This is a genomic window from Hymenobacter negativus, from assembly GCF_016056375.1.
Lineage (GTDB): Bacteria > Bacteroidota > Bacteroidia > Cytophagales > Hymenobacteraceae > Hymenobacter > Hymenobacter negativus_A.
In genome coordinates this window covers 96,451-109,109 of the sequence record NZ_JAEDAE010000009.1, presented here as the reverse complement: position 1 = coordinate 109,109, position 12,659 = coordinate 96,451, and the positions used below count along the sequence as shown (strand labels likewise).

Genomic DNA, 12,659 nt, shown 5'->3' with positions numbered 1-12,659 from the left:
AACCTTCCAAACAAGGTAAACTTCTATTTATGAGTGCGCTAAGGTTTGCGCAAAGGGATAGAGATATTGATTTCGTAAAATTCTGTCGGCCAGAAATAAACAATTGTCGCCAACCCGGGGAGCCTTTAGGCGTAAGACCGCAGCACAACACCATTTCTTCATTCTTTCATACTTTCTCTGTTCTCAATCATGAAGCTTTCCTCAACCCGTCCACTGGCCTTTGCGTGGCTGGCCGCCCCCGCCCTGGCCAGTAGCCTGTTTCTGGCCAGCTGCAACAGCCAGCCCACCGCCACCGAAGCCGACAAAACGGCTACCGTAGTATCGGAAGACACCAACGCCGCTTCCGACAGCTCGGCGGTAACGGCCAAGGCCGATAGCACCGGCGCCACCGGCGCCGTGAAGCCCACCGGCCCCAAGCCCGCTTGGGGACCCAATCTCAAGCCCGAGATGCAGGCCGTCATCGAGCAGCTTATGAGCTTCAACAACAAGCCCCTGCCCGAACTCACTGCCGCGCAGGCCCGCAAGCAGCCCAGCGCCGCCGACGCGGCCATGAAGCAGATGCGCGCCAGCAACATTCCCGCGCCGCCCCTGAACTGCGACACCGTGACCAAAGCCCTGATGCCCGGCGTGAAGGCCCGCATCTACACGCCCAAAGGTGGCGCCGGCTCGTACCCGGTTATCGTGTATTACCACGGTGGCGGCTGGGTTATTGCCACGAATGATACCTACGCCGCCTCGGCCCAGGCTCTGTGCGAGCAGGTGGGCGCCGTGGTGGTATCGGTGGAATACCGCAAAGGCCCGGAGCACAAGTTCCCGACCGCCCACGATGATGCCTTCGCCGCCTACCAGTACGTGCTGAAAAACGCCGCCAGCATGAAAGGCGACCCCAACAAAGTGGCCGTAGTAGGCGAAAGTGCCGGCGGCAACCTGGCCTGCAACGTCAGCATCATGGCCCGCGACAAGAAAGTGGCCCTGCCCAAGTACCAGGTGCTGGTGTACCCCATTGCCGGCTCCGACACCAATACGCCTTCGTACCAGGCCAACACCCAGACCGCGCCCCTCAACAAAGGCGGCATGGAGTGGTTCTTCAAGAACTACCAGCGCACCCCGGCTGATTTGAAAGACCCGCGCATCAACCTCGTGGCCGCTAACCTGAAAGGTCTGGAGCCCACCACCATCATCGCCGCCGATTACGACCCGCTGAAAAGCGAAGGCAAAACGCTGGCCGATAAGCTCACCGCCGCCGGCGTGAAAACCAACTACAAGCTCTATGACGGCACCACGCACGAATTCTTCGGCATGGCCGCCGTGGTTCCCGAAGCGAAAGATGCCCAAGGCGTAGCCGTGAGCGACCTGAAAGGGGCGCTGAAATAGAACGACGGGCATCGAGAGGTGTCGTTTGTCATTGCGAGCGAAGCGCGGCAAACGAAGTTCAGCGTAGCTAATCCTTCCTTTTCTCAGCGACTACCCTGATAATGTGAAAAGCCCCGGCTCTGAATTGAGTCGGGGCTTTTGCTTTGAAAATACCTGTGTCGAATAGGGCTTTGTCGCAGCTCAGAATCAGTCGCCGCTGAGAGGAAGGATTAGCTACGCTGAACTTCGTTTGCCGCGCTTCGCTCGCAATGACAGCCGAAATCTTACTCCGCCTGGAACCGCACGTCCACCTGCGAGTCAAAATTCAGCCCCAGCAACTCCGCCGCATTGCCCTGGCAAATGCCCAAGCACAAAAAATTCTGGCTATTAAATACCACCACCGCCTCGCCGGGGGGCACGGCCGAAAAGTGTGGGTGCAGGTCGCGCACCACGTCGCGGCCGAAGTGGATGGCCAGCGGGCGGCCGTGGCCCACGGCCTCCACCGCCGTGCGGGAGATGTTGGTAATAAGGTTGCCGTAGTGGTCGACGTGCGCCACATGGCCCGTGATGCGGTGGTCCTGCAGGCGCAGCTGGCGGTTGTTGAGCTGGTGCTGAGTCGTAACGGCCGGGCCTAGGTCGCTTAGCAGCGCGCCCTGGGCCAGGGCCACGGCGGCGGGCAGCAGCACATCGCGGGTGGGGGAGGCGGTGACGGCGGCCGGCAACGCGACCAGATTTTCGGGCGTGCCATTGGCCAGCAGGGCCAGAATGCCGTTGTCGCCGCTCACGAAGTAGTGGCCTTCAAATTCGGCGGCCAGCCAGCCGGGCTCGGCCCCCGCCCCGTGGTCGGCCACGCCGATGACGTGCACCGTACCCACCGGAAAATCCCGAAACACACTTTGGAGAACGTGAACGGCGTGCGCGATGTTAAAGGGTTCGACGCCGTGGCTGATGTCGATGACCGGAACCGCCGGGGCCAGGTGCAGCAGCCGCGCTTTTAGGGCCGCCACATAATGGTCGCGGTAGCCAAAATCGGTGAGCAGCGTAATCAACCCCATGCCTGTGTTCCGTAGTTTTTCGTAGTATTGTTCCAGCGCCCGAATCGGGGCAAAAGTAGCCGATTCGGGCCGAAAACGGGCCCTTTTTCCCACACCCTTTCTCTTTCCCCCTCTCTTCCAACTTGGTCGAAAAAATCATCACCCTCGAAAACATGTCTTTGGTCGATTTCCTCGGCCCCGACAACCAGAATATCCGCCAGCTGGCCGCCGCTTTCCCCGGCTCCAAAATCATCAGCCGCGGCAACGAAATCAAAATCCAGGGCCAGACGGAAGTCATTGCCCGCATCAACGACCTGCTTTCCTCGCTCATCGAGCACTACCACCAGTACGGCCAGATTACCGATAAAACCGTCAACCAATACCTTTCCGCCACTTCCGAAGAAGCCGAGGGCCGGGTTCTGGCCGCCTCGCCCGACGTCATTTTGTTTGGGGCCAAAGGCGGGGTTATCAAAGCCAAAACGCCCAACCAGCAAAAGCTGGTGGATACCGTGATGGCCCACGACCTGACCTTCACCCTCGGCCCAGCCGGTACCGGCAAAACCTATATTTCGGTGGCGCTGGCCGTGCGCGCGCTCAAGAACAAAGAGGTGAAGAAAATCATCATCTCGCGCCCCGTGGTGGAGGCCGGCGAAAGCCTGGGCTTCCTGCCCGGCGACATGAAGGAGAAGGTGGACCCCTACCTGCGCCCGATTTACGACGCCTTGGAGGACATGATTCCGGCCGAAAAGCTGAAGTTTTACCAGGAAAATAAAATCATCGAAATCGCCCCGCTGGCCTACATGCGCGGCCGCACGCTGAACAACGCCTTCGTGCTGCTCGACGAAGCCCAGAACACCACGCCGAGCCAGATTAAGATGTTTCTGACCCGCATGGGTCCCACGGCCAAGGTGATGGTAAACGGCGACCGCAGCCAGATTGACCTGCCCACCCGCCAGAAGTCGGGCCTGATGCAGGCCATGGACATCCTGAAAAACGTGCAGGGCATTGGCTACGTCGAGATGAATTCCGAAGACGTGGTGCGCCACCGCTTGGTGAAGGAAATCGTGGAAGCCTACGATAAGTACGACACCGAAGAAATGACCCGTCAGGCCCAGGCCAATGGCGCGCCCCGCCGTGACGAGCGCCACGAGCGCCGCCTGCGCGAGCAAGGTTTGCTGGATGGTGACCAGCCGGGGGCCGAAGAAACGGAGCTGCCCGTGAACCACGAGCAGGCGCTATAAATAATAATCAACTGTCATCCTGAGCGCAGCGAAGGACCTTATCACGTCAGGAGTTTCCAGCGTGATAAGGTCCTTCGCTGCGCTCAGGATGACAATTTTATGTATCTGACTCATGCCCGCCACCGCCTACCGCATCACCGACCTGCGCGACCTTGACGCCGCCTTCACCATTCGCGAAAAAGTGTTTGTGGAAGGCCAGGGTGTGCCCGCCACCCTCGAAAATGACCTTCACGACCGCACCGACGCCCGCCACTACCTGGCCCGCGCCGAAGACGGCACACCCGCCGGCGCCGCCCGCTGGCGCGAAACCGATAACGGCGTGAAGCTAGAGCGCTTCGCCGTGCTCGAAGGTTTCCGCAACCAGCAAATTGGGGCCGCGCTGCTCCATGCCGTGCTGGCCGACGTGCAAACCGAGCTACCCGATGCCGAAGTGTACCTGAACGCGCAGATTAACGCCGTGCGCTTCTACGAGCGGCACGGATTTCGGAAGGAAGGGGAGATGTTTGAGGAAGCGGGGATTCAGCACTTCAAAATGGTGCTGGGATAAGGGCAGCTTAATGTTGATGCTATGCGCTCAGCAAGACGTTGTTGCTACAGTAGCGCTGGGCGCTGCGTAATTTCGTGGTAGCAGATGTGGGCCTGGCTGAAGTAGTGAAATACCATGCTTTTGCGCGTCTGGGCCGGGTCACGGTGGGGCTCACCGCCGTGCATCAGGTTGGCGTGCCAGATGAACACGTCGCCTTTGCGCGCCAGGAAAATCTGTTTGGGCAGGCCGGCTTCGAGGATTTTTTGGTTGATGTAGGCTTCGTATTCGGTGTAGGCTTTATCGCCGATGAGCCACTCGGTGCCTTCGTTCTGGTAGTCGGCGTTGAGGTAGTAGGGCAGTTTGTGGCTGCCGGGGTAGTAGTGCAGCGGGCCGTTGTCCAGCGTAATATCCTCCAATGCCACCCAAGCCGCTGCCATGCCGCCCAGCGGGAAGGTGCTCATGTGGATGCTGTCGGAGTGCGTGCGCTGTTGGCTGCCGGTCAGGAAGTTGATGCTCTGGAAGAGCTTGGTTTCGTGGCCCAGCAGCGCGGCCACCAACTCGCGCAGCGCGCCCTCGCCCGCCGCCTGGATGCGGGCCGACTTGCGAAACGCAAACATGAATTTGTTGACGTAGCGCACGCTGATTTGCCGCGTGGCAATGAGCTGATGCAACTCCTGGTTGATGCCATCGACGGTTTCGTGGCCAAAAAAGCCCGGCAGGATGGCAAAGCCGTTGTCCTCGAAAGCCCGCAGGCTGGCCTGGCTGGCCGCGGGCAGCGCAGCGAAGGCCGGAGTGGCGGCCAGCCGCTCGGCCAGCGGAGCCACGGTGGGCAGGCCCGCGCCCGCCGGCAGGTGGGCAAAATCGCGGCTACTGATGGGGGAGAAGTAGCGCTTATTTAACCCCAGCTTTTGGTAGATGGGCAGGTTGTGGGCCAGCCGGCGGCGCTGAAAAACGTTGTAGGCAGCGTAGCTGAGCTTGAGGCGGCGGAGCAGGGAAAGCATGGGCGGGGGAGGGGAACTTCGAAGGCCCAAGATACGGCTCGGGGCAGGCACGGCCGGGCCGTATCTTGGCTGTTCCGGCTCAAACCGGTACATTGCCAGCCCAATACCCTTTCCTTTTTCTACCTGCTGATGATTACCTGGGCCACTTTTCCCTTCGTGCGCTACACCCCCGCGCTCATCCTCGGCATTGTGGGCTACCTCTACCTTGGCGCAAGCTGGCCGGAGCTGTGGCCCGCTACTGTGGTACTGGCCGGATGCAGCATGGTGCTGATTTTCTGGGCCGTGCGCCAGCGAACTCCCGCCGCCGCCGATGCCGCTGGCCTGCTGTCGTTGCTCAGCATCGTCGCGCTTGGGGCCACGCTCACTCAGCGCGCCACCGAAAGCCGCCGCGCCGACCACCTCTACCGCTTTGGCGACACAGTGGAATGCTACCAGGCCGTGGTGGACGAAGCCACCGTGGTGCGGGCCGCCACCTACGCCACCACCCTGAAAGTGCAGGCCGTGCGCGTGGCCGGCCGCTGGCGCCGGGCCACGGGCGGCGTGCGGGTGTCATTGCCGCGGGTAGCGGGCATTGCGCAGCCGCAGTATGGCGAGGTTTGGCTCATTCGCGGTCACCCCGACCCCAGCAAGCCCCCGCTCAACCCCGGCGAGTTCGACTACGCCCGCTACCTGGAGTACCGGCAAGTGTATCACCAGCAATACATTCACCCGGACCAATACCGGGTGCTGCGAAATAGTCCGCCGAATATTCTGATTTACTGGAGTATGCGTGCAGCCGCGCAGCTCGACGGCGTTTTTCGGCACTACATCTCGGCCAAGCGTGAGTATGCCATTGCCTCGGCATTGGTGCTGGGCATTAAAGACGACGTGGACCTGGCCACCAAGCAGGCCTATACCGCCACCGGTACCACGCACATTATGGCCGTGAGCGGCTTGCAGGTGGGGCTGTTGTTCGCGGCCATGTCATGGGTGCTGCGCAAGCTGTTTGGGCGGGTGAAGGGCTTTTTGCTGTGGTCGTCGCTGGTGGGGCTGGGCGTAATCTGGAGCTACGCCTTTCTCACGGGGCTGTCGGCGTCGGTGCTGCGGGCCACGGTCATGTTCACGGTCATCATCATTGGCCGGGCGCTGGGGCGGCAGGATTCCATCTTCAACACGCTGGGTGTGGCCGCGTTTGGGCTGCTGGTCTGGAACCCGTTTCTGGTGGCCGACGTGGGGTTTCAGCTTTCGTTTCTGGCGGTGCTCAGCATTGTGTATGTGCAGCCCCGCATTGCCGGCTGGCTTGATGTCGAAGCGTATTTCTACGCCCGTCGCCGGCCCTGGCAGCCCAAAGCGGTGCAATGGGCCTGGCGCGGCAGCGGCTGGTTTCTTGATAAGGTGTGGCAGGCCGTGGCGCTGTCGCTGGCAGCGCAGGTGGCCACGTTTGGCCTGGGATTGTATTACTTCCATCAGTTCCCGTTCAGCTTTCTGTTTTCCAACCTTGTGGCCGTGCCTATTTCGAGCGGGGCAGTGTACGTGGGGCTGGCCTTGCTGGCGGTGAAGGGCTTGATGGCTGGTATTGGCCTGCTGCTACCCGCCGGCGCGGCGTGGTGGCTCGATTTGTTGCCACGTTTTATAGCGTGGGCATTTGAATCGATGGTATGGATGTTCAACGAATACATCTTCCTGATAAGTCGCTACTTCTCCGGCTGGGTCGTGCGCGACATTCACGTCTCGGCCCTCCAAACAGTGCTGCTTTTCGGCATCATCGGGGCCGGGCTGGCGTGGCTGAATACCCGCCGGCTGGGCTGGCTGCGCGGCATGGCACTGCTGCTGTGCTGCTACGGCGGTAGCCGCGTGGCCGAGGCCCGCGCCGTGGCGCCCACCGAAGAATTCATTGTGTACAGCATCCCGCGCCGCTCGGCGGTGGGGTTCTGGCAGGGCGCGGCGGCCGAGTTTGTCACGCCCGACTCGCTGCCGCTTACCGAAACCGAGCGTACCTACCGGCTGCTGCCAGGCATCATCCGGCGGGCGGCGCGGCGCACGGCCTACCGCGTGGGCTGGCGCGGCTGCACCGTGCCCGTGCAGCGCCTCAGCGACCCGGACAGCGCCAAGCCGGCCCTGTATTTCCGACCCGGCCCCGTGGTGCTGGCCCGCTGGCGCGGCCTGCGAGTGGCTTTCGTTTCCAACCAGATTTCCACCGCCACCCGGCCCGCGCCCGTCGATGTGCTGGTGCTGCGCCGCAACGCCCGCCTGAAACCCGAAACCGTTGCTGCCGTGTTTGGCCCGCAGGTGCGGGTGGTGTTCGATTCGAGCTGCAAAATTTGGTACGTGGCCCGGCAGGATTCCCTGCTGCGTGCCCAAGGCTTCCGCACCTGGGACGTCACGGCGCGGGGCGCTTTTCGGTGCGCGCCGCCGCTGGCTGCCCGCTAAAGTTGCCGCCGCAGGCAACCGCCTGCCCGGCCCGCTCCGAGTTAGGCCCAAGGCCGCCAATGGGCCGGCAGTCAGCACGTTTCGCCGGTTTGGTCGGGTACTTGGCCGAGCACGGCAGTCCATCCGTATATTTTTTGCGTTAATTGCCCAGGAAGATGCCACCTTTCCTCGGCCGACGGCATCCCAGCTGTAACCATCCGTTTGCGCCAACCCCGCCCCTATGGAAAACCTGCTCACTCCCGAACTCGAAGCCCTCCGCTACATTCAGTACGAAGCCCAGGACCGCATCGGCTACATCACCCTCAATAGGCCCGACAAGCGCAACGCCCTGAATGCCGATGTAGTAACCGAGCTAAAACAGGCCTTTGAGTTCGCCGAAAACGACGAAGATGCCAAGGTCATTGTGCTGCGCTCGGCCGGCGAGGTATTCTGCGCCGGGGCCGATTTGGCCTACATCCAAGAGCTGCAGGGCTTCGGCTACACCGATAACCTGGAGGACAGCACGCACCTCATGCAGCTCTTCCACCAGATTTATACCCTTAAGAAAGTCGTCATTGCCCAGGTGCAGGGCCATGCGCTGGCCGGCGGCTGCGGCCTGGCCGCCATCTGCGACCTGACCTTTGCCGTGCCCGAGGCCAAGTTTGGCTACACCGAGGTTAAAATCGGTTTTCTACCAGCTATTGTGAGCGTGTTTTTGCTGCGCAAAATCGGCGAGTCGCGCACGAAGCAGCTGCTACTCACCGGCGACCCCGTTTCGGCCCAAACTGCCCTCGACATGGGCCTAATCACCTTCCTGGCTTCCAAAGAAGAGCTAGCGGCCAACGTGCACGCCTTCGCCCAGCGCCTGTGCCGCGAAAACTCGGGCCAGAGCATGGAAGTCACCAAGGAAATGCTGGCCCACCTGCCCGAACTCGACCTCGAAGAGGGCCTGCGCTACGCGGCCCAGCGCAACGCCGAAGCCCGCGGCTCCGACGACTGCCGCAAGGGAATTGCCGCTTTTCTCAGCAAGGAAAAGATTGGCTGGTAGGGCGCCCCGGGCCTTGCCGCTGCCACCGCCCCCCGGGAAAGTAGTATCTTGAACGCCGCTTTGGCCCGAAATGGACCAGAGCGGCGTTTTTACGTTTCCGGCAAACAACTTTTTCTCCGCAACGGTTACCTCCGCATGACAGCCCTGGCCGCCATTGGCATCACCCTTAGCACCTTCGGATTCATGGAATTCTGGGCGTGGTTTATGCACAAATTTGTGCAGCATGGGCCGCTGTGGTTTCTGCACCGCTCGCACCACGTGCGCCACCCGCACCCGGTAGAGCGCAACGACCTGTTTTTTCTGATTTACGGGGCCATTTCGGCCGCCCTGTTCATTACCGGCGACAATGGTGGGCGCTGGTGGTTCTGGGTGGGCGTGGGCATTGCCTGCTACGGCACAGTCTATTTTTTTGTGCACGATGTGCTGATTCACGGCCGGTTGCGCTTCTGGAAAAAATCACAGAATACTTACCTGCGGGCACTCAACATGGCCCACAAAACCCACCACAAAACCACGGGCCGCGATGGCTCGGCCGAGTTTGGTCTGCTGTGGGTTTCACCCAAATACCTGGAACTGGCCCGAAAACAACATCAGTTAAGAATTAAAGAGAAAATTAAAAACGACCCCCGAGCCGCCGAATTATAGCCCGGATTCTGCACGCTGATTTTTAATTCTCTGATAACAATTTTTAATTATCCCAATGGGCCATTTCTCCATCAGCGACTTAGAGCAGCTTTCGGGCATCAAGGCGCACACCATTCGAATGTGGGAGCAACGCTACGGCCTGCTGCGGCCGGTGCGCACCGCCACCAACATTCGCATGTATTGCGACGATGATTTGCGCCGCCTGCTCAACGTGAGCACGCTGTGCGGGCGGGGCAAGCGCATTTCGCAGGTGGCCTGCCTCAGCGATGCCGAGATTCAGGCGGCCGTGCTGGCCTGCTGCAACGATGCCCACGACTACCACCAGCAGGTGAATGCCCTGCTGGCTGCCATGCTCAGTTTCGACGAGCAGCGCCTCAATTACCTCCTCAACGAAGCCACCGACCAGCTGGGCTTCGAAAAGATGATGCTCTTCGTGGCTTATCCGCTCCTGCAGCGCATCGGCCTGATGTGGCTGGCCGGCACGGTGAACCCGGCACAGGAGCACCTGCTGGCCCATTTGTTGCGCCAGAAGTTGCTGGCCGCCACCGATGCCCTGCCCTGCGTGCCCACCTCGGCTCGGCGCTGGGTATTGTTCCTGCCCGCCAACGAGATGCACGAGCTGGCGCTGCTGTTTATGAACTACGCCCTGCGGGCGCGCAGCCAGCACACCCTGTACCTGGGCCAAAACCTGCCCACTGCTGAACTGCATGCGGTGTGCAAAACCTACCGCCCCGATGCCATTGCCACGGTGCTCACCTCGCAGCCCGAGCGCAGCAAAATAGGGGAGTTTGCCCGCGAAGTGGCCGCCATGTGCCCCGATAAGCTTCTTGTGCTTTATGGGCCGCTGGCCCGGCAGGAGGGCTTGGAACTGCCCAAAAACTGCGTGGTGCCGGAGTTGATGACCGATTTCCTGGCGCTGGTGGGGGAGCACGAGCCCGAGCCGGTAGCGGCCTGAACGGAGCAAACCGGTTGGCGGCCCACTCCGTAGCTACGCCCGAAAACTTCACATAAACATCACGGGCTTTTGGGGCAAGTTCACCGGGCTAAAACCGGAGCCGGCCGTACCTTGCCGCGCCTACGACGAAAAGTAGGCGCGCCGAGCAAAATTCTTTGGGCCCGGGCTAGCCGGTATGGCGACCGGCTCGTATATTTGTTTAACAAACGGTCACGAAAAGCTAAACAGCATGAATTCGCTCGAATTTACCTCGCAAGTGCAGAAGATTTCGCTGACGCTCCGGCCCGCCGCCATGAATTTGACGCGAGACGCTGACGACGCCAAGGATTTAGTGCAGGAAACCCTCCTCAAAGCCCTGCTCAACAAGGACAAGTTTAAAGCCGGTACCAACCTGAAGGCGTGGTTGTATACCATCATGCGCAACACCTTCATCAACAACTACAACAAGATTACCAAGCGCAGCTCCAACATTGATTCGACGGAGTATTTCCAGTATTTCAACACCGACCAGAACTACATCACCCACAACGGCGCTACGTCCGATTTTGTGGTGCGCGACATCAACGAGGCCATTTCCAGCCTCGGTACCGACTACCGCACGCCATTTATGATGTACTACATCGGCTACAAGTATATGGAGATTGCCGAGAAGCTGCAAATCCCGATTGGTACCGTCAAAAACCGCATCCACATTGCCCGCAAGGACCTGAAATCGGCCCTGCACGTGTATGCCCCGGTAGGTGCCTCGGCTGCTGCCGATGCCGCCGACACCCTAGAAGACTAGCCTTTGCCGCGCCCGCGCGGTGGCCGCCGGCCTGCTGCTGCATCTGCGGCGCTGGGCCGGCGGCTTCTTTTTGAGCGTATTTCGTCTGCCCGTTCCACCGATTCCGTTACTGCTAGCCCTTGCCCTTCCCTTCGCAACCTACTGATACCAAACAAGCCGTCGTCATCGGGGCGGGCTTTGCCGGGCTGGCGGCGGCCACCACGCTGGCCCAGGCCGGCTGGCGCGTCACCATCCTCGAAAAAAACGAAGGCCCCGGCGGGCGGGCGCGGGTGTTCCACGCCCAGGGTTTCACCTTCGACATGGGCCCGAGCTGGTATTGGATGCCCGATGTGTTCGAGAAGTACTTCGCCCGTTTCGGCAAGAAAGTGGCTGACTACTACGAGCTAGTGCGGCTGGACCCGTCTTATCAGGTGATTTTCAGAGGGCCGGAACCCGTGGATATTCCGGCCAAAATGAGCGAACTGCGGGCGTTGTTTGAGCGCTACGAGCCCGGCAGCGCCGCCCGGCTGGATGAGTTTCTGAAGCAGGCCGCTTACAAGTACGAAGTAGGCATCAACCGGCTGGTGTACGCGCCGAGCCGCTCCATCTTCGAATTTGCCGACCCCAAACTGCTCATCGACATGGTGCGCATGGACGTGCTGCAAAGCATGCACAAGCACGTGCGGCGCTTCTTCAACGACCCGCGCCTGCTGGAGCTGGTTGAGTTTCCCATCCTCTTCCTCGGCGCAACTTCGGAAAATACGCCTGCGCTGTATTCCCTGATGAACTACGCCGACCTGGCGCTGGGCACCTGGTACCCGAAAGGGGGGATGCACAAAATTGTGGAAGGTATGGTGCGCTTGGCCGAAGAGCTAGGCGTGCGCATCGAATACAACCAGGAAGTGACAGAAATCGTGGTCGAGAATGGCCGCAGCACCGGTGTGCGCACTGCCAATGGCTTCTTTGCGGCCGATGCTGTGGTGGCCGGGGCCGACTACCACCACGTCGAGCAGCAGGTGCTGAAACCAGAGTTCCGCCACTACGACGAGAAATACTGGGATTCGCGGGTGATGGCCCCATCCAGCCTGCTGTTCTACCTCGGTGTCAACCGCAGGCTCGACAAGCTGCGCCACCACAACCTCTTCTTCGACGAGGACCTGACCCAGCACGCCCGCGAGATTTACGAGCAGCCGCAGTGGCCCACCCGGCCGCTCTACTACGCCTCGGTGCCCAGCAAAACCGACCCCACCGTGGCCCCCGCAGGTCAGGAAAACCTGTTCCTGCTCATCCCCGTGGCCCCCGGCCTGACCGACGACGAGGCCACCCGTGACCGCTACTACGACCTGCTGATGGACCGCCTCGAAAAGCATTGCGGCCACCCCATCCGCGAGTACGTGGTGTACAAGCGCAGCTATGCCCACCGCGACTTCATCGCCGACTACCACAGCTTCAAAGGCAACGCCTACGGTTTAGCTAATACCTTGAAACAAACGGCTATTCTGAAGCCCACGCTGAAAAGCAAAAAGGTCAGTAATTTGTATTTCACGGGTCAGCTCACCGTGCCCGGCCCGGGCGTGCCGCCCTCGCTTATTTCGGGGCAGGTAGTGGCGGGCGAAGTGCTGAAAGAGAATTCTGAATTATGAGTCATGAATTATGAGTTAGCGTCGCCGACTCTGCCATTTCATAATTCATAATTTATAACTCA

Annotated in this window: 11 protein-coding genes; 9 read left to right on the top strand and 2 right to left on the bottom strand. The window is 60.7% G+C overall.

The genetic code is table 11. The annotated features are described in order from the left end of the window. The first annotated feature begins 189 nt into the window (after nt 1-189). Complete coding sequence (locus I7X13_RS17475) at nt 190-1,374, top strand: alpha/beta hydrolase (RefSeq protein WP_198076458.1); 1,185 nt, start codon at nt 190-192, stop codon at nt 1,372-1,374. A 263-nt stretch (nt 1,375-1,637) separates the two neighbouring features. On the opposite strand, the gene I7X13_RS17470 is transcribed toward I7X13_RS17475, so the two are convergent. Beyond that, nucleotides 1,638-2,408: an SAM hydrolase/SAM-dependent halogenase family protein gene (locus I7X13_RS17470; protein WP_198076457.1), complete on the bottom strand. Its 771-nt coding sequence runs from the start codon at nt 2,406-2,408 to the stop codon at nt 1,638-1,640. A 122-nt stretch (nt 2,409-2,530) separates the two neighbouring features. Here I7X13_RS17470 and I7X13_RS17465 point away from each other — a divergent pair, with 122 nt between their 5' ends. After that, entirely contained in the window at nt 2,531-3,628 is a 1,098-nt protein-coding gene (locus tag I7X13_RS17465) for a PhoH family protein (RefSeq protein ID WP_198068890.1), read from the top strand. Nucleotides 3,629-3,740: 112 nt separating this feature from the next. Beyond that, nucleotides 3,741-4,175 (top strand): GNAT family N-acetyltransferase, encoded by a 435-nt coding sequence (locus I7X13_RS17460; RefSeq protein WP_198068889.1) that lies wholly within the window; start codon nt 3,741-3,743, stop codon nt 4,173-4,175. A gap of 44 nt (nt 4,176-4,219) precedes the next feature. On the opposite strand, the gene I7X13_RS17455 is transcribed toward I7X13_RS17460, so the two are convergent. Next, nucleotides 4,220-5,155: a phytanoyl-CoA dioxygenase family protein gene (locus I7X13_RS17455; protein ID WP_198076456.1), complete on the bottom strand. Its 936-nt coding sequence runs from the start codon at nt 5,153-5,155 to the stop codon at nt 4,220-4,222. Nucleotides 5,156-5,284: 129 nt separating this feature from the next. Here I7X13_RS17455 and I7X13_RS17450 point away from each other — a divergent pair, with 129 nt between their 5' ends. The 6 genes from I7X13_RS17450 to I7X13_RS17425 all read left to right on the top strand — a co-directional run bounded on the left by I7X13_RS17450 (nt 5,285) and on the right by I7X13_RS17425 (nt 12,597). Beyond that, nucleotides 5,285-7,564, top strand: a complete 2,280-nt coding sequence (locus I7X13_RS17450; RefSeq protein ID WP_198076455.1) for a ComEC/Rec2 family competence protein — start codon at nt 5,285-5,287, stop codon at nt 7,562-7,564. Nucleotides 7,565-7,784: 220 nt separating this feature from the next. Next, the gene (locus tag I7X13_RS17445; RefSeq protein ID WP_198068886.1) at nt 7,785-8,591 is read left to right on the top strand and encodes an enoyl-CoA hydratase/isomerase family protein; all 807 of its coding nucleotides are present in this window, start codon (nt 7,785-7,787) and stop codon (nt 8,589-8,591) included. A gap of 135 nt (nt 8,592-8,726) precedes the next feature. Beyond that, nucleotides 8,727-9,236 (top strand): sterol desaturase family protein, encoded by a 510-nt coding sequence (locus I7X13_RS17440; protein WP_198076454.1) that lies wholly within the window; start codon nt 8,727-8,729, stop codon nt 9,234-9,236. 55 nt (nt 9,237-9,291) lie between these two features. Continuing rightward, nucleotides 9,292-10,191 (top strand): MerR family transcriptional regulator, encoded by a 900-nt coding sequence (locus I7X13_RS17435; protein ID WP_198076453.1) that lies wholly within the window; start codon nt 9,292-9,294, stop codon nt 10,189-10,191. Nucleotides 10,192-10,420: 229 nt separating this feature from the next. After that, nucleotides 10,421-10,975, top strand: coding sequence for an RNA polymerase sigma factor (locus tag I7X13_RS17430; protein ID WP_198076452.1), 555 nt, complete (start codon nt 10,421-10,423; stop codon nt 10,973-10,975). Between the two features lie 119 nt (nt 10,976-11,094). Beyond that, a complete protein-coding gene (locus tag I7X13_RS17425; RefSeq protein ID WP_198076451.1) occupies nt 11,095-12,597 on the top strand; it encodes a phytoene desaturase family protein in 1,503 nt (500 codons plus the stop codon). Nucleotides 12,598-12,659: the final 62 nt, after the last annotated feature.

Bases quoted from the DNA above. Each gene is read 5' to 3' on its own strand.
- I7X13_RS17445 (WP_198068886.1), top strand. From the start codon at position 7,785: ATGGAAAACCTGCTCACTCCCGAACTCGAAGCCCTCCGCTACATTCAG.
- I7X13_RS17450 (WP_198076455.1), top strand. From the start codon at position 5,285: ATGATTACCTGGGCCACTTTTCCCTTCGTGCGCTACACCCCCGCGCTC.
- I7X13_RS17475 (WP_198076458.1), top strand. From the start codon at position 190: ATGAAGCTTTCCTCAACCCGTCCACTGGCCTTTGCGTGGCTGGCCGCC.
- I7X13_RS17470 (WP_198076457.1), bottom strand. From the start codon at position 2,408: ATGGGGTTGATTACGCTGCTCACCGATTTTGGCTACCGCGACCATTAT.
- I7X13_RS17440 (WP_198076454.1), top strand. From the start codon at position 8,727: ATGACAGCCCTGGCCGCCATTGGCATCACCCTTAGCACCTTCGGATTC.
- I7X13_RS17455 (WP_198076456.1), bottom strand. From the start codon at position 5,155: ATGCTTTCCCTGCTCCGCCGCCTCAAGCTCAGCTACGCTGCCTACAAC.
- I7X13_RS17430 (WP_198076452.1), top strand. From the start codon at position 10,421: ATGAATTCGCTCGAATTTACCTCGCAAGTGCAGAAGATTTCGCTGACG.
- I7X13_RS17460 (WP_198068889.1), top strand. From the start codon at position 3,741: ATGCCCGCCACCGCCTACCGCATCACCGACCTGCGCGACCTTGACGCC.
- I7X13_RS17435 (WP_198076453.1), top strand. From the start codon at position 9,292: ATGGGCCATTTCTCCATCAGCGACTTAGAGCAGCTTTCGGGCATCAAG.